This is a genomic window from Haloferax sp. KTX1, from assembly GCF_902410085.1.
Lineage (GTDB): Archaea > Halobacteriota > Halobacteria > Halobacteriales > Haloferacaceae > Haloferax > Haloferax massiliensis.
Map to the genome: position 1 here is coordinate 390852 of NZ_CABPRH010000002.1, position 22406 is coordinate 413257.

The following is a 22406-nucleotide window of genomic DNA, read 5'->3' on the forward strand; positions in this document are numbered from 1 at the left end:
TCCTAAACGATTCTTCCTGACGTTCATTAGTGTGAACCCACACATCGCCGAGAAATAATCGGAAATATCGACAGCGTTGCAGGTCGGGTCCGCGGCGGGCGCGGGGTCGGACCGGGTCTGCCGGGTCGCGCGGACGGGGTGGAGCGGCCGACGCAGTCGGTCGGCGCGGCGGTCGGCGACTTACTGTCCGGCGGCCGCGCGGGCGGCCTGCCGCGCCTCCTCGACGCTCGACCCCTCGCGGAGGAGCGCGTCCACGAACAGTTCGCCGGCCTTGTACGACGACCGGACCATCGGGCCGGACGCGCAGTAGAGAAAGCCCAGTTCGTCCTCCGCGACGCGCCGCCACGTCTCGAAGGCGTCGGGGTGGACGTACTCGAACACGTCGAGATGGCTCCGCGAAGGCTGGAGGTACTGGCCGAACGTGACGATGTCCACGTCGGCCTCGCGGAGGTCCGAGAGGGTCTGGTAGACCTCGTGGGCGTGCTCGCCGAGGCCCAGCATGACGGAGGTCTTCGTGTGAATGTCGGACTCGTCTGTCACCTGCTGGAGCACCGAAAGCGACTGCTCGTAGCCGGCGCGGCGGTCCCGAATCGGCCACTGGAGGCGCTCGACGGTCTCGATGTTGTGGGCGATGACGTCGGGGCCGGCGTCGATTATCTTTCGGACGTGTTCGGGGTCGCCCTGGAAGTCGGGAATCAGCACCTCGACGAGCACCTCGGGGTCGCGGCGCTTGATTTCGCGGATGGTTTCTGCGAAGTGGGCCGCGCCCTGGTCCGGCAGGTCGTCGCGGTCCACCGAGGTCAACACGACGTAGTCGAGGCCGATTTCGGTCACCGCGTCGGCGACGTTCGCCGGTTCGTCGGGGTCCAGCGGCTCCATCCCGCCGGTCGTCACGTCGCAGAAGTTACACCCGCGCGAGCACCGGTCGCCCATGAGCATGAACGTGGCCGTGCCGGGGCCGTCGCGGCCGCTCCAACACTCTCCGAGGTTCGGGCAGTTCGCCTCCTCGCAGACGGTGTTGAGGTTCCGGTCCCGGAGCGTCGATTTGATATCGGTGAAACGCCGGCCCGATGGCGGTCGCATCTTCAACCAGTCTGGCTTCCGCCGCGTGCGCATAGGCAGTTCTTGCGAGGCGACGGGCAAAAACGTGAGGATTGGTCCGCCGTCTGTCGGGTTGCCGATGGAATCGCCCGCCGAGTCAACCGAAACCGCGTCCCCGTGACGTTAGCCATCGCACGTGTGCCCCGTGCTATCACGACTTGTCCAGAATCGTTCAAACGGACACTACTTTCACGGAAAACGAAACGTCCGGGCCGGATATATCACGACTTTCCATCAAACAGCATGTACGACCGTGCTAGATGTATCACTTAACTGAAAAACTTATATTCGAGTAAAGACTTCTACCGAGTATGAACTGGAAACACCGCCGCGACATGACGAAGGCCGAATCGAAGAAGCACGAGGCCACCGCGGGGACGAACTGGTCGTTCATCGCCGCGCTCGCCGGCGCCGCGTAAGCGCCCCGGCGCTTCGGTCCCCGAATCAATCCTCCCCCCTACCACCCACCAACCTCAGCCCCTCCGTTTTCCCGACCGTTCGACAGCCGCGAGCCGCCGCGCCGGATGGAGAAACGCCTTTCCCCACGGACGACTCGGCTTCGTGTATGACGCTCGTCTTCGTCTCGTCCCCGACGCCAGCGCGCACCCGGAGGTGCGCCCAGTGAAAGTCGCCGAGGCGGTCCCCGAGTTCGCAGACGCCTTCGGGTTCGAGGAGTTCAACCGGATGCAGCGCGAGGCGCTCCCCGCCATCCTCGACACCGACCACAACGTCGTCGCCTCCGCGCCCACCGCCAGCGGGAAGACGGCGCTCGCCGAGCTCGCCATCTGCCGCACGCTCCGCGACGAGGGGACGGCGCTTTTCATCGCGCCGCTCCGCGCGCTCACCACCGAAAAGGAAACGGAGTGGGAGCGCTTCGAGGACCTCGGCTACTCGGTGTACGTCGTCACCGGCGAGCGCGACCTGAACCCCCGGCGGGCCGCCCGCGCCGACATCCTCGTGATGACGCCCGAGAAGACCGACTCCGCGACCCGGAAACACGACTCGGCGCGCTACTCCTTCATCGAGGACGTGGACTGCGTCGTCATCGACGAGGTCCACCTGCTGGACTCGGAGACCCGCGGCGGCGTCCTCGAAGTCACCGTCTCGCGGATGCGACGCATCTGCGACCCCCGCATCGTCGCGCTGTCGGCGACCATGCCCAACATCGACGACGTGGCGGCGTGGCTCGACGCGCCCGCCGAGACGACCTTCGAGTTCGGCGACGACTACCGCCCGGTCGACCTCCACGCGGGCGTCAAGACCTACTCCCACGGGGAGAACTCCTTCGCCGACAAGTACCGCCGGCTGTACCGCGCGTTCGACCTCGCGGAGCCGCACATCCGCGACGGCGGCCAGTCGCTCGTCTTCGTCTCCTCGCGGCAGGACGCCGTCCGCGCGGCCGCCAAGGCCCGCGACGAACTCGCAAAGCGCGACGTGCCAATCGGCGCGCGCGGCGACTACGACTTCCACAACGAGGCCAAGGAGCTGAGCAACGACTCGCTCGCCAAGGGCGTCTTGGACGGCGTGGGCTTCCACCACGCCGGCCTCTCGCGGGACGACCGCGAGGCGGTCGAGGAGTGGTTCAAGGAGGGCAAGATTCAGCTCCTGTTTTCGACCTCGACGCTCGCGTGGGGCGTGAACCTCCCCGCCCGCTGCGTCGTCATCCGCGACACGAAACACCACGACCCGCTCGAAGGCGAGGTGGACATCTCGCCGCTCGACATCCTCCAGATGCTCGGCCGCGCCGGCCGCCCCGGCTACGACGACGTGGGCTACGGCTGGGTCGTCTGCGACCGCTCGGACCAGAACAAGTACCGCCGCCTGCTCCGCGAGGGCAAGGAAATCGAGTCCAGACTCGCCGAGGACCTCGACTCGCACCTCAACGCGGAGATTTCGATGGGGACCATCCGCGACCTCGACGACGTCATGTCGTGGCTGGAGACGACGTTCTACTACCGGCGGGCGCAGTCGAACCCGGCGGCCTACGACTTCGAGGACCTTCGCGAGCGCGTCCGCGACGTGCTCGACCGCCTCGTCTCCCGCGGCTTCGTCGAGATGGACGACGACCTCTCCATCGACGCGACCCCGCTCGGCCGCCTCACCTCGAAGTACTACCTCCGTCTCGGGACCGCCTCCCGCTTCGCCGACCTCGCGGACCGCGACCGCATCACCGCCGACGACATCCTCGAAACCGTCGCGGGCGCGGCCGACTTCCGACAGGTGTCGGCGCGCCAGTCCGAGGTCGACGCCGTCGATTCGGTGCTGACCGGCGTCTCGACCACGCTCGAAGACGGCCCGAAGAAGGTGCTCGCCATCCTCCACGCCAGCATGGCGAACTCGACGCCGAGCGAACTCCGGAGCGACGCGTGGGTCATCAAGCAGAACGCGCTCCGACTGCTCTCCGCGCTCCGCGAGTTCCTCGACACCTTCGCGGACGCCCGCGCGGCCAACCTCGCGAGGCGCGTCGAGGCCCGCGTCGACAACGGCGTCAGCAGCGACGCCGCGGCGCTCACGGCCGTCGACGGCATCGGACCCGGCCGCGCGAGAAAGCTCGCCACCGGCGGCCTCTCGACCCCGGCCGACGTGGTCGACGCCGGCGTGAAGGAACTCACCCGCGCGGGCCTCTCGCAGGGCGTCGCCGAGCGCGTCATCGAGAGCGCGAAGGACCTCCCCGCGCCCGAAATCGACTGGGGCGACTTCCCCGAGTCGGTCGCTCGCGGCGAGAGCGACATGCACGACATCCGGGTGCGAAACGACGGCGGCGGCGGCTCGGTCGGCATCCGCGTCACCGTCAACGACGTGGAGATGTCGGCGAAGACGTGCTACCTCTCCGACGAGGTGACCGTCCCCGTCGGCGTCTTCGGCGCGACGGACGACGAACTGGAGTTCGTCGTGGAAGTCACGTTCCCCGACCTGCCGCTGCTCCCGATTCGGGCGTCGCGGACGGTTCGGGTCGAATAGCAGAAACCGCGGCGTCAGCCGCTTTTCAGTCGTTTTTGGTCGTCGCCGCTCGGTCGCGTTTCGCCTACTCCTCGCCCAACAGCGCCGCCCGCAGCGTCGCCGGCCCGTCGACGATTTCGTCCGCCCGCGAGAGGTCGAGGTCGGCGTTCTGCCCGCCGCGGTAGGCGATGGTGTACGCGCCGGACCGGACGGCCGCCTCGATGCCGTTTATCGAGTCCTCGACGACGACGCACTCCTCGGGGGCGACGCCGAACTCGGCGGCGGCGTGCTCGTAGATGTGGGGTTCGGGCTTCCCGGGGTCGTCGATGTCGTCGGCCGAGAGCACGAGGTCGAGGGGGTCGAGGTCGAACCGCTCGCGGACGGTCGAAATCCAGTCCCGCGGGGCCGACGAGACGATTGCCACCTTCTTGCCCGCCGCGCGGAGGTCCGAAAACAGCGCCTCCGCGCCGTCCATCAGGACGACGTGCTCGCCGTAGACGCTCTCTGAGTTCTCGTGGTACGCCGCGACGAACTCGTCTTTCGTGACGGTCGTCCCGTACGCCGCGTCGAGGTAGTCGTATATCTCGCGGAAGTTCATCCCCGTTATCTCCTCGTGGTCGGGGTCGCCGGACTCGATGGCGTCGGCGAACACCCACTCGTCCTCGAAGGCGTGCCAGTACTGCTCGGAATCGACCAACACTCCGTCCATGTCGAACAGCACGACGTTCGCGTCCATGGTTCGCCCTCGGCCGCGGCCGACCAAAGAGCTTCGTGCCGCGGCATGCCCGGTGAACCCTCGCACGTAGGTTCAAATCGGAATCGGCGGCCACCCCGGCGCATGGATTCGATACGCGTCTTCGCCGGCGACTGCACCGTCACATTCGAGGGCTCCCGCGACCGGACCCAGCGCGGCCGGGTCGTCGTCGTCGCCAAACCCGACCGAACCGTCCTCGTCCACGACGCGGGGGGCTACCAGCCCGTCGCGTGGTTGACCCGCGCCGACTCGCTGACCGTCGAGTCCGGGCCGGGGTCGTTCGGCCTCGTGGCCCGCGCCGGCGACCAGACCCTCACGGTCGAGTCGAACGACGTGACCGGCCGCGCCGAGTACCCCGCGAGCGACGCGGGCGTCCCGGTCGGCTCGCATCCCGACACCGGCGACCCGCTCGTCAGGACTAACGGCTCCGTCGTCGCCCTCGACTCGGGGACCGAGTACCGCCTGCCGGCGGGCGGGACCGTCCTCGACGAGACCTGCGACGACTGCGGCCTGCCGCTGCTGCGCGTCGAGCGCGGCGCGCCGTTCGAGGTGTGCATCGACCGCCGGTGCGACCCGCTGGACGACCGCGTGAAAGCCCGCTTCGACGGCGAGTGGTCGTGTCCGGACTGCGGGTCACCGCTCCGCATCATCCGGCGGCGCGGCCGCCTGCTCGCCGGCTGTGACGCCTATCCCGAGTGCGAGACGGCCTTCTCGCTCCCCGCGGGCGTCGTCGGCGACGACTGCGACTGCGGCCTGCCGATGTTCGAGACGAGTCGCGGCCGGCGGTGTCTCGACTCGACCTGCGAGGTCCGATGAGCCGACAGCCACTCGCTGGATTCCAAGACGGCGGGCGACGGCCGTGGCCCCGTCGCTGGCGACACGGCCGGCCGCGAGGGGCGCGTCCGCAGTCGCGACCTCGGCGAGCCGACGGCGGCGGCCGTCCCGACGCGCCACCGAACCGCGCCGCCGGCATCGCAGACCCTTTGTCGTCGCCGCGCCCCGATTCGGGTATGCAAGGACGCCTCGAAGACGGCGTCGTCCACCTCCCGGGCGACGCTCGACAGCGGTTCCACGACTCCCGCGGCTACGGGAGGCCCACCGGCGGCGACGACCTGGAGGTCGCGCCCGTCGAGGCCGCCCACCTGCTCTCGCGGGACGACATCGACGGCGTGGACGGGATGGGCCTGCGCGAACTCCTCGCGCGCACCGGCACCACCCTCGACTTCGTCGTCTACAAGGACCTCCGCGACCGCGGGTTCTACCTCTCGCCCGCCCGCGAGGGCTGGCCCGGCGTCGCCGACGCCGCGGGCGCTGACTTCCTCGTCTACCCCCGCGGGAAGGGCCCGTGGGACGACGAGGTCGAACACCGCGTCCGCGTCGTCGGCGAGCGCGAGTCCATCCCCGTCTCGTCGCTCGGGGAGGTGGTGCTCGCCATCGTCGACGAGGACGGCGACCTGACCTACTTCGACACCGAGGGCTACGCCCCCGAGGGCACGGCCGCGGAGGACCTCCCGGCCGACCTCGACGCCGAACTCCTCTCGGACCGCGCGCTCGTCTGGGACGGCGTCGACCGCCTCTACCAGCGCGGCTTCTTCGGCCAGCGCCTGTACGGCAGAAACGCCGACAGCGGCCCGCTCCAACTGTCGCTTCTGGAAGCCGCCTACCTCGCCCGCGCCGACGCGCTCGCCATCGACGAGGCCGACGTGGTCTCCCGCGGCCGCGACGTGGAGGGCGACCGGTTCGACCGCCGGCTCGCGGTGTACGCCGCGCTTCGGGGGGCCAAGACGGTCCCCAAGAGCGGCTTCAAGTTCGGCTCGGACTTCCGCGTCTACACGGAGTTCGAGTCGGTGTCGGACCTCTCGCACTCCGCGTTCCTCGTGCGCGTGGTCGCGCCCGACCACACGTTCGTCCCGCGGGACCTCTCGCTCGACGTGCGCCTCGCCGGCGGTGTCCGCAAGCGAATGGTTTTTGCGCTGACCGACGACAACGGAGAGATAGACTGGCTCTCGGTCAGTCGGCTCACGCCATGACAGACGACGAACCCGCGGAGCGCATCCGCACCGATGGAGGCACAGCAGAGGGAGCAGATGACGTCGCCCTCGACCCGTGGGGCTCGTCGACCGTCTCCGACTACCGGAAGCTGTTCGAGGAGTTCGGCATCGAGGAGTTCGACGAGGTGCTCGACGAGGTGCCGAACCCGCACTACCTGATGCGCCGCGGGGTCATCTTCGGCCACCGCGACTACCGGCCGGTCCTCGACGCCATGCGAAACGGCGACGACTTCGCCGTCCTCTCGGGGTTCATGCCGACGGGCGACCCCCACATCGGCCACAAGCTCGTCTTCGACGAGATAATCTGGCATCAAGAGCAGGGCGGCGACGCCTACGGCCTCATCGCCGACATGGAGGCCCACTCCGCCCGCGGCATCCCGTGGGACGAAATCAACGAGCACAGCCGCGACTACCTGCTGTCGCTCATCGCGCTCGGGTTCGACCCCGAGGCGGGCGAACTCTACCGACAGTCGGACAACGACCGCCTCCAGCGGCTCGCGTTCGAACTCGGCGGGAAGGCCAACTTCTCGGAGTTCCAGTCCATCTACGGCTTCGACGGCGAGACCAACGTCTCGCACATGCAGTCGGTCGTCACGCAGATGGCCGACATCCTCTACCCGCAGTTGGACGACCCCAAGCCGACGGTCATCCCGGTCGGTCCCGACCAGGACCCCCACGTCCGGTTCGCCCGCGACCTCGCCACCCGGATGCGATTCTTCAAGGTGACCGAGGCGTTCGCGAGCTTCGAACTGCGAGACAACGAGCGCCCGCTGGTCGCGGCCGCCCACGACGCCCGCGAGGAGTACGCCGAGGACCCCGACGTGCCGCGGTGCGGCGAGGCGGCCGACTGGCTCGCCGACGCCGACCTCGACGCGGCCGGCGTGCTCGTCGCCGAGTCGGTCCGCGAGTCGGCGGTCGAGAAGCTCGAAAACGCCGGGATGGAACCGCTCCGCCCGCGGATTCGCTTCTTCGCCCGGCAGGCCACCGACGAGGCGTTCGAGGCGCTCATCGAAGACATCGAGGGCGAAAAGCGCCGGTACGACCAGCACATCGACGCGTTCGATATCGGCGTCGACGAGGCCGAAGACCTCGCCCGCGAGGTCGAGGCCCACCACGGCGGCTACGGCTTCATCCCGCCGTCGTCCATCTATCACCGCTTCATGACCGGCCTCACCGGCGGCAAGATGTCGTCGTCGATTCCGGCGAGCCACATCTCGCTTCTCGACGCGCCCGAGGAGGGCTACGACAAGGTGAAGTCGGCGACGACCGGCGGCCGCGACACGGCCGAAGAACAGCGCGAACTCGGCGGCGAGGCCGACAAGTGTCCGGTGTACGAGCTGTACGCCTACCTGCTGACGGGCGACGACGACGAACTCGCCAAGGAGGTCTACGACGAGTGCGTCGGCGGCGAGCGCCTCTGCGGCGGCTGCAAGGAGCAGGCGGCGACGATGATGCGCGAGTTCCTCGAAGACCACCACGAAAAGCGCGAGGAGGCCGAGGAGGTCCTCGACTCGCTCGACATCGACTTAGAGACGGAGCGGCGGGGCGTCGCCGCCGAACATTAGTGAGGCGAGGACACTAACGACCGCTCACAATCCCACTTCTTCTCCGACGCCGCGCGCGCTCGACTTCTCGTAGAGGTACTCGGCGGTCGCGGCGTCGAGCACCGCCGAACCGACGCTCTCGACCACCAGAATCTCGTCGTCGCCGTCGCGGCCGGCGTCCCCCTCGAAGACGGCCGAGAGCGGAATCAGGTCGGACTCACCGATGCTGGCCCCGCGCACGTCGCCGACCTCGGCGACCTCCTCGGGCACGTCGGCGAACACCCGCGCGGCCCGCTCGAACGTTTCGGCGTCGAGTTCCCGCGTCTCGGGCGTGTAGGCCCCGACGGCGACGACGAGCGTTCCGGGGTCGAGCCACGAGCCGTCGAAGACGGGCGTCTCGCTGGTGGTCGCGGTGACGACGACGTTCGCGCCGGAGACGGCCGCCTCGGGCGACTCGACCGCCTCGGCGGGGAGGCCGTCGTCGCGGAGGTCGGCGGCGCACGCGTCGCGGGCGTCGCTCGGGGAGTAGACTCGGACCGACTCGACCGCGGAGCCGACGGCGATGGCGCGGCTCTGCCAGCGAGCCTGCGTGCCCGCGCCGAGGACGCCGAGCCGAATCGGGTCGGCCGCGAGGCACTCCGCGGCGAGGCCGCCGATACAGCCCGTTCGGGCGCTCGTGACCGTGGTCCCGTCGAGGAGCGAAAGCGGGAGGCCGGTCGTCGCGTCGGTGAGGACGACCTGCGCGTTCACCGTCGGGAGGCCGCGGGCGGCGTTCTCCGGGTGGACGGCGGCGAGTTTCGTCGCGTACACCTCGCGGCCGTGGATGTACGCCGACATGGTGAGGCCGGTGCCGAGCGGGCTGTCCCGCTCCGTCGGCTTCGAGCCCGCCCCCGCGACGCCGTTCCCGTTTCCGTCCCGAACCCTGTCGATGCCGATACCGACCGGAAAATGTGGCCGAGGCGGGCGTTCGACCTCGCCGCGGCCCTGCTTGACGAACGCCTCCTCGACGACCGGAAACAGCTCCGCGAGCGACAGTAACTCGCCGACGGCGTCGGCGGAGAGGATACGGACCATACCCTGACTACTCTCCGCGGCCGCGTGAAAACATTGTTCCTCGACAGTATGTGACAGACACACTCATGTCGGTGGCGAATCAGACGGGACCATGCACGTCCTCATCGTCGGCGGCGGGGTCGTCGGACTCGCCTGCGCCCACGCGCTGGCCGGCCGCGGGGTCGAGGTCACCGTCTGCGAGGCGGGGACGCTCGGCGGCGGCAGCACGGGGCGCGCGGCGGGCGGCATCCGAACGCAGTTCTCGACCCGCGTGAACGTCGAACTCTCGCTCGCCAGCGTCCCCGTCTGGGAGTCCTTCGCGGACGACTTCGGCGTCGACATCGACTACCGGCGGTCGGGCTACCTCTTTCTCGCCCGGACCGAGGAGACCGCCGCGGCGTTCAGAGAAAACGTCGCCATGCAGGCCGATGCCGGTGCGCCGAGTCGCGTCCTCTCGCCCGCGGAGGCCGCCGAGTACCTCCCGGAACTCCGAACCGAGTCGTTCGTCGCGGCGACGTTCTCGGCCGCGGACGGCGTCGCCGACCCGCACTCGGCGGTACAGGGCTACGCGGACGCGGTCCGCGCCGCCGGCGTCGACGTTCGGACGAAGACGCCGGTGACCGACCTCGCTCGCGTCGGCGACGGCGGTTCCGACGACGGTTCGGTCGATACTGCGGCCGCGGCCGCGACCGCTTCCGATACCGGCGGCTGGCGCGCCGAGACGCCGGACGGTTCCATCGACGCCGACGCCGCGGTCGTCGCGGCGGGCGCGTGGTCCGGCCGGGTCGCGGCGCTCGCCGGCGTCGACCTCCCAATCGCGCCGCGCCGCCGACAGATAGCCGTCGTCGAACCCGAGGGCGACCTCCCCGCGGACGCCCCGCTCACCATCGACCTCGACACGGGGGCGTACTTCCGCCCGGATCGGGAGGGGACCGCTATCGTCGGCGGGCACTTCGCCGGCTCGGACCCCGACGTGGACCCCGACCGGTTCGACGAGTCGATGGACGTCGAGTGGGCGGTCGAGGCGACCGAGCGGGCCGACGACGCCGCGGCCTACTTCGGCCCGGAGACGCGGATTCGAAACGGGTGGGCCGGCCTGTACGCCGTGACGCCCGACCACCACGCGATTCTGGACGAGGCGGCTCCCGGCCTCGTCGTCGCCGCGGGCTTTTCGGGCCACGGCTTCCAGCACGCACCCGCCACGGGCGAGGCGGTCGCCGACCTCTGTCTCGGCGAGGACGCCTGCGACGTGGACGTATCGGCGCTGTCGCTCGACCGGTTCGAATCGGGCGAGACGCTCCGCGAGCGGAACGTGGCGTAGAAAACTCGGCGATGCGGCTCAGGCGCTCATGTCGACCACGGCGCGGAGTTCGCCGAGTTCGCGGACGGGGTCGGCGACGTCGCGCGACGCGAGGACGCGAAAGCCGGTCGCACCCGCGCGCTCGCCGTCGCCTTCGTCTTCGACCACGCGGTAGGTCAGTTCACCGTCGTCGAACTCGTAGGGCGGCGCGGCCCGGACGAGGACGGCCTCGACGTCGTCTCTGTCGTCCGGGCGGTGCGGGGGTTTGACGATGAGCGACGCCTCGTGGCCGAGGCGAATCGCGGAGAGAGTCGCGTCTAGGTCTCGCATTCGTCTTCGCCGTCTCTCGGTCGGCCGATACCAAGAACGTATCTGCGCTCGGATTGACTCGGAGTGGACGCGCAACGCTTTTAGTCGGCACTCACAATCGGTCGCATATGGTATCCGAACCCAAACGCGGGGCGCGAGCGAGCGAACCGACCACCGACGGGTTCGGCTTCTTCTTTCTGGCCGCCTGAGGTCGGCGGACTCCGGCCGGGCGTCACCGCGCCCCCCGGACGAAACCGACCCCGCCGGTCGCCCTCGCCACCGCGGCGAGGCTTCGAAACTGCTAACCGACCACCAGACGGCTAACGCCACAACGAACCAGATGCGACTTCCGGAATCACAGGTCGCGGTGTTGAACGCCGCGAGCGCCACGGACGAACGAACGATTGCACAGCTCGCGGAGGCGACGGACCAGAAGCCCGAGACGGTCACGGGCGCGGTCTTCGACCTCCGCGACGAGGGACTCGTCTCGGTCGCCGAGACCACGACCGAGTCCGTCGAACTGACCGACGAGGGCGTCGAGTACGCCGACGAGGGCCTCCCAGAGGTCCGGCTCTACCGCGCCGCGCTCGACGCGGGCGACGGCGACGCGGTCCCGATGGGGCAGGTCATCGGCGCGTCCTCGCTCGGCGGCCCGCAGGTCGATATCGCGCTGTCGAACTTCGCGCGCAAGGGCTACGGGACCATCGACTCGGGCGAACTCGCGCCCGACGCGGACGCCGACCCCGACGCGGACGAGGAGGCCGCCGCGCTCGCGGCCCTCGACGCGGGCGAGTCCGTCGCCGACGACGTGCTCGACCAGCTCGAATCGCGGAAGCTCGTGGTCCGCCACGAGCGCACCATCCGCGCCGTCACCCTCACCGACGAGGGCGTCACGGCGCTGATGGAGGGCGTCGAGGCGGCCGAGACGGTCGACCGTCTCACTCCCGAGCTGCTCACCTCCGGCGAGTGGGAGGACGTGGAGTTCACCGAGTACAACGTCGAGGCCGACGCGCCCGAGGCCCGCGGCGGCAAGAAACACATCCTCCGGCAGACCGCCGACCGCGTGAAGGACGTGCTCACCGGCATGGGGTTCGCCGAGATGGAAGGCCCGCACGCCGACGCGGACTTCTGGATCAACGACTGTCTGTTCATGCCGCAGGACCACCCGGCGCGCACCCACTGGGACCGCTTCGCCCTCGACGTGCCGCCGATGGAGGACATCCCCGAGGACCTCATCGACAACGTCCGCGACGCCCACCTCAACGGCGTCGGCGAGGACGGCGACGGCTACCACTCGCCGTGGTCCGAGGACTTCGCGCGGGCCATCGCGCTCCGCGGCCACACCACGTCGCTGTCGATGCGCTACCTCTCCGGTCACGAGGTCGGCGAGCTAGAGCCGCCCCAGCGGTACTTCTCGGTCGAGAAGGTGTACCGCAACGACACGCTCGACCCGACGCACCTCTTGGAGTTCTACCAGATCGAGGGCTGGGTGATGGCCGAGGACCTCTCGGTGCGCGACCTGATGGGCACCTTCGAGGAGTTCTACTCCCACTTCGGCATCACGGACATCCAGTTCAAGCCGCACTACAACCCCTACACGGAGCCGTCGTTCGAGCTGTTCGGCCGACACCCCGAGACGGGCGAACTCATCGAAATCGGTAACTCCGGCATGTTCCGCGAGGAAGTCCTGCGGCCGCTCGGCGTCGAGTGCGACGTGATGGCGTGGGGCCTCGCCCTCGAACGCCTCTTGATGCTCATGTACGGCTTCGACGACATCCGCGACGTGCACGGAACGCTGTGCGACCTCGACCTGCTCCGCGAGACGGAGGTGCTCAAGTAATGCCCGTAGTCGACGTTCAACCCGACGAACTGCGCCGTCTGACCGGCCACGAAGACAAGTCCGACGAGGAGTTCAAAGACGACCTGTTCGCGCTCGGACTGGAGTTCGAGGGCGTCACCGACGACGGGGCGTTCCAACTGGAGTTCGGACCCGACCGCCTCGACCGCCTGTCGGTCGAGGGCGTCGCCCGCTCGCTTCGCTACCAGTACGGCGACGCCCGCGGCGTCTCCGTGCCGAACACGAACGATCCCGACTGGACCTTCGTGGTCGACGACGACGTGCCCGACGAGCGCCCCTACGTCACGGGCGCGGTCGTCCGCGGGGTCGACTTGGACGACGCCGCGCTCGACTCGCTCATCCAGTTGCAGGAGAAACTCCACGCGACGATGGGCCGCAAGCGCGCCAAGGGTGCCATCGGCATCCACGACCTGACGATGCTGAAAGGCGACGTGCTCTCGGAGAACGCCTCCGGCAACTCCATCACGTACACGGGCATCGAACCCGACGGCGACACCTTCGTCGCGCTCGACTCCAACGACGAACTCACGCCCGCCGAGGTGCTCGAACAGCACGCGACGGGCCGGAAGTACGCCGACCTCGTGAGCGAGTACGACCGCTATCCGGCAATCTACGACGAGATCGGCCTGTTCTCGTTCCCGCCGGTCATCAACGGCCGCCGGACTGAGGTCTCGACTGACTCCCGCGACCTGCTCGTCGAACTCACCGGCACCGACCAGTGGACCATCGACCGGATGTGCAACATCATCTGCTACGCGCTGGCCGCCCGCGGGGCGACCATCGAGGACGTCGAGGTCCAGTACGAGACGGGCACCGTCACCAAGCCCGACTTCGAAGTCGAGACGAAACACGTCTCTCACGACCGCATCGAGACGGTCCTCGGCGTCGAGTTGGAACTGGACGAAGTCATCGACCTGTTCGAGCGCTCCGGCCTCGACGCGAACGCCGAGTTGGGTGAGGAGACCGTCTACGAGGTCTCGATTCCGCCGTATCGCGTCGACGTGCTCCACCCGCTCGACCTCGTCGACGACGTGGGCCGCGCCTACGGCTTCAACGAACTCGAACCGCGCTACCCCGACGTGGGGACGGTCGGCCAGCGCCACGAGCGCTCCCGACTCGAAGACGCCGTCCGCACCTCGCTCGTCGGCCTCGGCTTCGAGGACCTGCTCAACTTCCACATGATCTCTGAGGAGGAGAACTACGAGCGCATGGACGTCGAGGTCGGTTCAGACTACCTCGGCGGCGGCGAACCCGCCTCCATCACCGAGCCGTACAGCGAGGACTACACCATGCTCCGGACGTGGGTGCTGCCCTCGCTGACGATGGTGCTGGAGAACAACACCCACCGGGCGTACCCGCAGGACCTCGCGGAAATCGGCCACGTGGCCCACCGCGACGACGACGAGAACACCCGCGTCGCCGAGGCCCGCCACGTCGCGGCCGTCCTCGCGCGCCACGACGCGACCTACGAGGACGCGAAGGCCCGCCTCGCGGCGCTCTGCCGCGACTTCGACGCGGAACTGGAGACGCCCGCGACCGACCACCCCTCCTTCATCGACGGCCGCACCGCCGCGGTCGTCATCGACGGCGAGGAAGTCGGCGTCGTCGGCGAACTCCACCCGAAGGTTATCGTCGACCACGACCTCGAACTGCCGGTCGCGGCGTTCGAATTCGACCTGTCGGCGCTGGCGTAGGCTCCCGGCAGATTTTTTGACGGTCTGTAACCTGACTTCTGATAATCTGTGGTAATTATACGCCGGCAGTAATTCTTTTTGTGCATTTGGTCAGAACACGATGGAAACCTTTAGGACGCGAGTCGCCGGATTTCTTGTATGAATGATTATGATGTACGACGCGAGACGCTGGCGGTGACCCACGGCGAGCGCGGGCAGGCCCCGGCTCCGGGCGTCGAGGACGTCGTCGTTCCGGTCCACCTCTCGTCGACCTATTCGGTTCCGACCATCGACCCCGGCGCGGACTTGGAGACGCTCGACCCCAATGCCGGCGAGTACCTCTACTCGCGGCTGTCGAATCCGACGCGGAACGCGCTGGAACACCGGCTCGCGGCGCTCGAAGGCGCGGACCACGCGCTGGCGTTCGTCTCCGGCACGGCGGCCATCGCCGCGACGATGACCGCGGTGGTCCGGCCGGGCGACCACATCGTCGCGTTCGAGGACCTCTACGGCGGGACGAAGACGATGCTCAACCGGCTGTTCGCCGACCGGCTGAACGTGGACGTGTCGTTCGTCGACGCCACCGACCCCGAGAACGTCGCGGCCGCGATGCGCGAGGAGACGGCGCTCGTCTGGATGGAGACGCCGACGAACCCGCTCATGCACCTCTGCGACATCGAGGCCATCGCGGCCGTCGCCGACGAGGGCGACGCGGTCTTCGGCGTGGACAACACCTTCCTCAGCCCGCAGTTCCAGAACCCGCTGTCGCTCGGAGCCGACGTGGTCGTCCACAGCACCACGAAATACCTCAACGGACACTCCGACTCCATCGGCGGCGCGGTCGTCACCGACCGCGAGGACGTGCTGGAGGAGCTCACCTTCCTCCAGCGCGTCGGGATGGGGTCGATGCTCTCGCCGTTCGACTCCTATCTGACGCTCCGGGGCATCAAGACGCTCCCGCTACGGATGCGCCAACACGAGGCCAACGCGATGGCAATCGCCGAGTTCCTCGACTCCCACGAGGCCGTGACGCGAGTGCTGTACCCGGGGCTGGAGTCCCATCCGCAACACGACCTCGCGGCCCGCCAGCAGTCGGGCTTCGGCGGCGTGCTGTCGTTCGAACTCGACACCGACCTCAACGGGACCGCGGAGTTCCTCGGCGAACTCCGGGAGTTTCCGCTGGCGGTCAGCCTCGGCGGCGTCGAGAGCCTCATCGAGCACCCGGCGACGATGACGCACTCGCCGCTCTCGCAGACCGAACGCGACGCGCTCGGCATCTCCGATTCGCTGTTGCGGCTGTCGGTGGGCGTCGAGCACGTCGACGACCTGCGTTCGGACCTCGAATCGGCGCTGTCGATTCTGTGAGGATGCCGGCGCTCGCACGGCCGAATTCCGTCCCCTCGGGCACTTAACCGAGGCGTTTAACAGTCCGCCCGGCTGTAGGTACGCCAACGCAATGCCGAGCGGAGAATACGATCCGGAAACCGTCGAGGCGAAGTGGCAAGAGAGGTGGGTCGACGAGGACCTGTACGCGTACCCGGAGCGTGCGGTAGACCCCGACACCGTCTTCTCTATCGACTCACCGCCGCCGACGGTGTCCGGAAGCTTGCACTGGGGCCACGTCTACGGCTTCACCCTGCAAGACTTCGTTGCCCGGTTCAACCGGATGCGCGGCGACGAGGTCTACTTCCCGTTCGGTTACGACGACAACGGCATCGCGTCGGAGCTCCTGACCGAGGACGAACTCGGCATCAAACACCAGGACTACGAGCGACGCGAGTTCCAGAAGCTCTGCCGCGAGGTCACGGCGGAGTACGAAAGCGAGTTCACGGAGAAGATGCAGAACCTCGGTATCTCCATCGACTGGGACCAGACGTACCAGACGATTTCGCCCGAGGTCCAGCGCGTCTCTCAGCTCTCTTTCGTCGACCTCTACGAGAAGGGCCGGCAGTACCGCCAGCGCGCGCCCGCCATCTGGTGTCCCGAGTGCGAGACCGCCATCTCGCAGGTCGAGACCGAAGACGACGAGCAGGGTTCGCACTTCCACGACATCGAGTTCGGCGTGGCCGATTCCGAGGAGTCGTTCGTCATCTCCACGACGCGACCCGAACTGCTCCCCGCCTGCGTCGCCGTCTTCGTCCACCCCGACGACGACGACAACGCGCACCTCGTCGGACAGGAAGCCGAGGTCCCGCTGTTCGGTCAGACCGTTCCCATCCTCGAAGACGAGCGCGTCGACCTCGAAACGGGCACGGGCCTCGTCATGTGCTGTACCTTCGGCGACCAGACCGACATCGAGTGGTATCAGGCCCACGACCTGCCGCTCCGCGTCGCTATCGACGAGTCCGGCACGATGACCGAGGAGGCCGACGACTACGCCGGGCTCTCGGCCGACGAGGCGCGGGAGGCTATCGTCTCCGACCTCGACGATTCGGGGGCGCTCCTCGACAAGCGCGCCATCACGCACACGGTCAACGTCCACGAGCGCTGCGGCACGAGCGTCGAGTTCCTCGTCAAAGACCAGTGGTACATCAAACTGCTCGACAAGCGCGAGGAGTACCTCGAAGCCGGCGAGCAGATGGACTGGTACCCCGAGAAGATGTTCACGCGGTACAAGAACTGGATCGAAGGGCTCCAGTGGGACTGGGCCATCTCGCGACAGCGCTCCTCGGGGATTCCGTTCCCCGTCTGGTACTGCGAGGACTGCGAGCACGTCGTCGTCGCCGACCGCGAGGACCTGCCGGTCGACCCGCTCTCTGACGACCCGCCGGTCGAGTCCTGTCCCGAGTGCGGCCACGACGAGTTCGCCGCCGAGGACGACGTGTTCGACACGTGGGCGACGTCGTCGCTCACGCCGCTCATCAACGGCGGCTGGGACTGGAACCCCGAGACGGAGGCGATGGAACTCGACCGGCCCGAACTCTACCCGTTCGACATGCGCCCGCAGGGCCACGACATCATCTCCTTTTGGCTGTTCCACACGGTCGTCAAGTGCTACGAGCACACCGGCGAGGTCCCGTTCGACAGCGTCATGATAAACGGGATGGTCCTCGACGAGAACCGCGAGAAGATGTCGAAGTCCGTCGGCAACGTCGTCTCGCCCGACGAGGTCTTAGAGAAGTTCCCGGTCGACGCCGCCCGCTACTGGGCCGCCGGGAGCGCCGTCGGCGACGACCTGCCGTACCAGGAAAAGGGCCTCGTCGCGGGCGAAAAGCTCATGCGGAAGCTCTGGAACGCCTCGAAGCTCGTCGAGAGTCTCACCGAGGACGCGCCCGCCGAGTTCGACCACGACGACCTGAAGGCCATCGACCGCTGGCTTCTGGCGTCGCTCGACCGCGAACTCCAGTTCGTCACGGAGAAACTGGAGAACCGCGAGTTCTCGAAGGCGCGCGACCGCCTGCGGAGTTTCTTCTGGCACACGTTCTGCGACGACTACCTCGAAATCGCCAAACAGCGCGTCCGCGAGGGCGACGACCCCTCGGCGGCCTACACGCTCCAGACCGCCCACAAGCGGTTCCTGACCTGCTTCGCGCCCATCCTCGCGCACGTCACGGAGGAGCTCTGGCGCGACATGTACGACGAGGCGAGCGTCCACGACCAGCCGTGGCCCGAACCGCTCGGCCTCGACGCCGACGTCGCGGCCGGCGAGACGGCGATGGCCGTCGTCGGCGCGCTCCGGAAGTACAAAAGCGACAACCAGCTCTCGATGAACGCCCCGGTCGACCTCGTGGAAGTGTACGGCGACATCCACGGCTTCGAGGAGGACGTGAGCGGCGTCATGCACATCGAGGAGCTCGAACTGCTCGACGAGGAGCCCGAAATCGAGTCGGTCGTCACCGGCGTCGACCTCGACTACTCGCTCGTCGGCCCCGAGTACGGCGCGCAGGTCCCGGACATCGAGGCCGCCCTCGAAAGCGACGACTACGAGGTCGAAGACGGCGTGATGCACGTCGCGGGCGTCGAACTCGACCCCGACATGTTCACCATCGAGGAGTCTCGCGAGTACGTCGGCGAGGGCGACATGCTCGAAGCCGGCGACGCCATCGTCATCGTCCAGCACGCCGACTGAGGCGGCGACTCGGTCGGGTTCGGTTTCGTTTTTCTTTCGGCAGTCGGTCGCTCAGCTGACCGCTCGTCAGTCGCCGTTGCCGGACGCCGCTGGTTCGGGCGCGGCTTCGGTCGCAGTCTCCGTTTCGGCCCCTGTCTCTCCCTTGAAGGCGTCCAGCACCGCCGCCGCGTCTTCGACGTGGGGAATCGTCATCGGATGGTTCGCGTTCGCATCGTCGGTGCGGGCCTCCTCGGGGTCGGGGACGGTGAGTCCCACGTCAGGACTCGTGTCCACGCCCGTCTCGAACCGTATCGTCTCCGTGCCGAACAGGCGGTCGACGGCGTCCGCAGAGATATCGACATCCGTGACCGCGTCGCGTTCGAGCCGGGCTTGGGGTTCGTCCAACAGCGCGTCGTGGGCGACGAGCACGTCGCCGTAGCACCGGAACTCGACGGGGCCGGAGGCGAGATAGCGGGAGGTCCCTCGGACGGCCCCGAACGCGGCGGCGAGGGCGAGCGGCGCGAGCGCGAACGTCCACGCGCCGAAGAAGACGAGGGCGGCGGCGACGCCGTAGCACCACAGCACGCCGCTGGTGACCGTGTACCGGAGGCTTTGGTAGGCCGCGTCGGTGAGAGCGACCGCGCGGGCGGGCGTGGTTCGATAGGTCGGCGCTTCCGCCGGCACCTCGACCGGGACCGGTTCTATCTCGGTCTCCTCGCTCCCGTAGAGTCGGTAGAAGACGCCCCGCTTTTCGCTCCGTTCGAGTTGGAGCGCGCGGAGGTCGTAGAGGAACTTCAGGCCGACGAGGACCACGAGGAACACGTCGTTTTCGAGTTCGACCGCGAACGGCCCGACGACGAACATCAGCAGTCCGGCGGCGAACAGGAGTTTGAACGGGGGAAGCAACACCGACCGTGCGGAGTGGTCGCGGTAGCCCCCCGCCGCGAAGTAGCCGGTGACCGTTTCGACGCCCCGCCCGACGAACACGCCCGCGCCGCCGAGGAGAATCTGACCGGTGACCTCGTCGGTGACGACCGGGTCGGTCAGGCCGAAGGCGACGAAGGCGATGGCGAGTTCGAGCGGGACGAGCAGGAACGCCGCGATGAGGAACGTGGGGACGTTCCGCGGGTAGCATTCCGGGAGGGGTCCGGGAAGCGAGACGCCTCCTCGTTTGGCCTGCAACGGGCCGAACAGTCGGTCCCCGTCGCCGATGCCGTTGTTGGGACGTTTGGCGGCGAAGGGTATCTTCACCAGCGTCCACCACAGCACGGCGGCGATTTCGGCGACGAACACGCCGAAGAGCGCGGCCGGTGCCCAACCGAGGAACAGGACGCCGACCGGTGCGACGGCGTTCGACGCGAGGACCGCAAGCACGCCGGAATCACGAGTGGAAGGCGGGCGCACGTCTTGTCAAGCGAATGGCTCGAAAATCAGTCTTCGGTTCGACACCGATGCGCGGACGGTCGGTTCTCACCTCGCGGTGAGCGGTCGTCGCGGACGACGCTACAGCCCCGACCCGACGGCGTCGGCCACGTCGTCGAAGCCGTCGCGGTCGAGCAGGTCGAGGAGGCCGCGGTTGATGTCGCGGGCGATAGACGGGCCCTCGTACACCATGCCCGTGTAGAGTTGGACCATCTCGGCCCCGGCGCGAATCTTCCGGTAGGCGCTTTCGGCGTCCGAGACGCCGCCGACGCCCACGACGGGCACGTCGGTCCGCTCAGCGATGAAGCGAATCATGTTCGTTGCCTCGGCCTCGATGGGCTTCCCGGAGAGGCCGCCGCGCTCGGCTCGGTTGGGGTTCCGAAGGGTGTCGGGCCGCGAGGTGGTCGTGTTGCTGGCGATGACGCCGTCGAGACCGAGGTCGTCGACGACTTCGAGCGCGTCCTCCACGGCGGGGTCCGGGAGGTCGGGCGAGAGTTTCACGAGTAGCGGGTCGGCACCGGCGTCGACGAGCGTCCCGAGAATCGCTTCGAGGGAGTCGCGGTTCTGCAGGTCGCGGAACCCCTCGCTGTTGGGACACGAGACGTTGACGACGAAGTAGTCCGCGCCGTCGGCGACGCGCTCGTAGGTGTAGCGGTAGTCGCCAGGGGCCTCCTCGGTTGGCGTCACCTCCGAGAGCGCGAGGTTGACGCCGACCGGGATGTCGGGATGCGGTCCGGCGGCGAGGCGCTCGCCGACCGCGTCCGCGCCCTCGTTGTTGAGGCCCATGCGGTTGATGAGCGCCTCGTCTTCCGGCAGGCGGAACATGCGCGGGCGCGGGTTTCCGGGCTGGGGCTCCGCGGTGACGCCGCCGACCTCGACGTGGCCGAAGCCGAGCGCCGAGAGGACGGTGGGTATCTCGGCGTTCTTGTCGAAGCCCGCCGCGACGCCGACCGGGTTCGGGAAGTCGAGGCCGAACGCACGCGTGGCGAGCCGGTCGTCGTCGACGCGGTAGCGCCGCTCCAACAGCGGTTCGACGGGGGTGCCGCGAGCGGTCGCGAGCAGTCCGTGGATGGTCCGGTGGGCGGTCTCGGGTGGGAGCGAAAACAGGAGCGGTTTGGCGAGTCGGTAGGGGTTCATTGCTGTCTGTCGGGCCTTCCGCTGGCGGCGGCTTGGTTCGAGACGATACGGGTCACGCGCTCAGAAGTCGTGTTCGACCTGGTCTGGGTCCGCTTTCTGGATGATGATTTTGCCGTCCCGAACGCGGACGAAAACCTCGTCTCCGATCTCCATTCCGGCGACCGCGAGTTCGTCTTCGTGGAGGTTGACGTGGACGTTGTGGTACTCGCCGTTCTCGTCTTTGGCGCCACTCGGACTGAGCTTCTTTTTCCGGACCATCTGGGGGTCTATCCGTTGGTTCGCCGCAGGGGATACATAAGTGTTGTCTCCGTCTGCCCGTGGAGTGGTGATTTTCGCCGCAACCCGACCGTCTCACAGCGAAACTCGCCGCCGTCTCGGTGGGGTTGCCGGCACGGCAAATCGGTCGGGTTTATAAGCAACACGGCGTCGTCGGTCGAAATCCGGCGATATATTTATCATGTGCCATGTGGTTCATTGGCATAGAGGTGGAAAATCATGGTACGCGAGGACGGTAAGCGGAACTTCGTGCTCCGAGAGGAGGACGGTACAGAGACGAGTGTGTTTTCCGGCAGCATGCCGAGACAGGCGGCGCTCAAGGCGGCCCGACGACTCGACCCCGCCGGCTCCGAGGACGAGGCGAAGTCGGACGCAGTCGAGATTCGACTTCGTGAGAAGGGGACCGACAAGGTCCACATCTTCGACGCGTGGGCGTGGAACAGCAGCGCCCCCGAGGACAAGCCCGGCTGGATGGAGGGGAAGATCACCAAGGGTAACGTCTCAAAGAAGGGGATCGAACACCTCGACGAGTAATCCGACCGACGTTCACATTCTTATCGTGCGCACGCACGCGTAGCAACACAATCCGAGAGAGCAGTCGATACGCCTTTCAGACAGCGCCGCCAGCGTCTGTTTGCGCGACCGACACCCGGTCAGACCGAACGTACGACGCGCGGGATGACCGACCGGCCTCCAGTCGCGCGATATCTGTTCTTCCGAGAGTCATCGTTCCCGCCGACAGTCTATCATCATCTTATGAGCAATCGAGGCATGAAACCGCATGACGAAGCGCCATCGGTTCGACGGCCTTTTATGTATCCCCGGCATTCGGATTAATGCGAAGAAGCGCACGGGGGTACTCCCCCCGAACGCTTCCACCGAACGCCCCGACCCCAAGGTCGTCAGGCGCTCACCGGGATGACACACCTTCCCGGGGGTC

Annotated in this window: 17 protein-coding genes; 10 read left to right on the forward strand and 7 right to left on the reverse strand. The window is 68.0% G+C overall.

The features are described 5' to 3' along the window. Positions 1 to 180: 180 nt before the first annotated feature. The gene (gene lipA / locus FY251_RS06235; RefSeq protein WP_049896178.1) at positions 181 to 1116 is read right to left on the reverse strand and encodes a lipoyl synthase; all 936 of its coding nucleotides are present in this window, start codon (positions 1114 to 1116) and stop codon (positions 181 to 183) included. A 606-nt stretch (positions 1117 to 1722) separates the two neighbouring features. Between lipA and FY251_RS06240 the strand changes: the two genes are divergently transcribed. Beyond that, positions 1723 to 4062 (forward strand): DEAD/DEAH box helicase, encoded by a 2340-nt coding sequence (locus tag FY251_RS06240; protein ID WP_148413927.1) that lies wholly within the window; start codon positions 1723 to 1725, stop codon positions 4060 to 4062. A gap of 64 nt (positions 4063 to 4126) precedes the next feature. On the opposite strand, the gene FY251_RS06245 is transcribed toward FY251_RS06240, so the two are convergent. Further along, positions 4127 to 4777 (reverse strand): HAD family phosphatase, encoded by a 651-nt coding sequence (locus FY251_RS06245; protein ID WP_148413928.1) that lies wholly within the window; start codon positions 4775 to 4777, stop codon positions 4127 to 4129. Between the two features lie 102 nt (positions 4778 to 4879). Between FY251_RS06245 and FY251_RS06250 the strand changes: the two genes are divergently transcribed. From FY251_RS06250 to FY251_RS06260, 3 genes are all read left to right on the forward strand, one after another. Beyond that, positions 4880 to 5611 (forward strand): topoisomerase DNA-binding C4 zinc finger domain-containing protein, encoded by a 732-nt coding sequence (locus FY251_RS06250; protein WP_148413929.1) that lies wholly within the window; start codon positions 4880 to 4882, stop codon positions 5609 to 5611. Positions 5612 to 5805: 194 nt separating this feature from the next. Next, the gene (gene endA, locus FY251_RS06255) at positions 5806 to 6825 is read left to right on the forward strand and encodes a tRNA-intron lyase (RefSeq protein WP_148413930.1); all 1020 of its coding nucleotides are present in this window, start codon (positions 5806 to 5808) and stop codon (positions 6823 to 6825) included. Beyond that, positions 6822 to 8411 (forward strand): tryptophan--tRNA ligase, encoded by a 1590-nt coding sequence (locus FY251_RS06260; RefSeq protein ID WP_148413931.1) that lies wholly within the window; start codon positions 6822 to 6824, stop codon positions 8409 to 8411. Before endA ends, FY251_RS06260 begins: the two co-directional genes overlap by 4 nt. Positions 8412 to 8435: 24 nt before the next feature. On the opposite strand, the gene FY251_RS06265 is transcribed toward FY251_RS06260, so the two are convergent. After that, a complete protein-coding gene (locus FY251_RS06265; RefSeq protein ID WP_148413932.1) occupies positions 8436 to 9464 on the reverse strand; it encodes an ornithine cyclodeaminase family protein in 1029 nt (342 codons plus the stop codon). A gap of 91 nt (positions 9465 to 9555) precedes the next feature. Between FY251_RS06265 and FY251_RS06270 the strand changes: the two genes are divergently transcribed. Continuing rightward, positions 9556 to 10764: an FAD-binding oxidoreductase gene (locus FY251_RS06270; protein ID WP_148413933.1), complete on the forward strand. Its 1209-nt coding sequence runs from the start codon at positions 9556 to 9558 to the stop codon at positions 10762 to 10764. 18 nt (positions 10765 to 10782) lie between these two features. Here FY251_RS06270 and FY251_RS06275 read toward each other — a convergent pair whose 3' ends face one another. After that, positions 10783 to 11073 (reverse strand): hypothetical protein, encoded by a 291-nt coding sequence (locus FY251_RS06275; protein ID WP_089777053.1) that lies wholly within the window; start codon positions 11071 to 11073, stop codon positions 10783 to 10785. A gap of 319 nt (positions 11074 to 11392) precedes the next feature. Here FY251_RS06275 and FY251_RS06280 point away from each other — a divergent pair, with 319 nt between their 5' ends. The 4 genes from FY251_RS06280 (at position 11393) to FY251_RS06295 (ending at position 18652) form a co-directional block, all read left to right on the forward strand. Beyond that, positions 11393 to 12892, forward strand: coding sequence for a phenylalanine--tRNA ligase subunit alpha (locus tag FY251_RS06280; RefSeq protein ID WP_148413934.1), 1500 nt, complete (start codon positions 11393 to 11395; stop codon positions 12890 to 12892). Next, positions 12892 to 14604 (forward strand): phenylalanine--tRNA ligase subunit beta, encoded by a 1713-nt coding sequence (pheT, locus tag FY251_RS06285; protein ID WP_148413935.1) that lies wholly within the window; start codon positions 12892 to 12894, stop codon positions 14602 to 14604. Before FY251_RS06280 ends, pheT begins: the two co-directional genes overlap by 1 nt. 138 nt (positions 14605 to 14742) lie before the next feature. After that, a complete protein-coding gene (locus FY251_RS06290; protein ID WP_148413936.1) occupies positions 14743 to 15948 on the forward strand; it encodes a PLP-dependent aspartate aminotransferase family protein in 1206 nt (401 codons plus the stop codon). A 91-nt stretch (positions 15949 to 16039) separates the two neighbouring features. Then, entirely contained in the window at positions 16040 to 18652 is a 2613-nt protein-coding gene (locus FY251_RS06295; RefSeq protein ID WP_148413937.1) for a valine--tRNA ligase, read from the forward strand. A gap of 66 nt (positions 18653 to 18718) precedes the next feature. Here the strand turns inward: FY251_RS06295 and FY251_RS06300 are convergent, their stop codons facing one another. The 3 genes from FY251_RS06300 to FY251_RS06310 form a co-directional block, all read right to left on the reverse strand. Then, positions 18719 to 20035: a DUF6498-containing protein gene (locus tag FY251_RS06300; protein ID WP_222847823.1), complete on the reverse strand. Its 1317-nt coding sequence runs from the start codon at positions 20033 to 20035 to the stop codon at positions 18719 to 18721. 99 nt (positions 20036 to 20134) lie between these two features. Continuing rightward, positions 20135 to 21190, reverse strand: a complete 1056-nt coding sequence (locus FY251_RS06305; RefSeq protein WP_148413938.1) for a quinone-dependent dihydroorotate dehydrogenase — start codon at positions 21188 to 21190, stop codon at positions 20135 to 20137. Positions 21191 to 21250: 60 nt separating this feature from the next. Further along, entirely contained in the window at positions 21251 to 21448 is a 198-nt protein-coding gene (locus tag FY251_RS06310) for a hypothetical protein (protein WP_004044784.1), read from the reverse strand. A gap of 237 nt (positions 21449 to 21685) precedes the next feature. Here FY251_RS06310 and FY251_RS06315 point away from each other — a divergent pair, with 237 nt between their 5' ends. After that, positions 21686 to 22000 (forward strand): non-histone chromosomal MC1 family protein, encoded by a 315-nt coding sequence (locus FY251_RS06315; RefSeq protein ID WP_089777048.1) that lies wholly within the window; start codon positions 21686 to 21688, stop codon positions 21998 to 22000. Positions 22001 to 22406 lie beyond the last annotated feature (406 nt).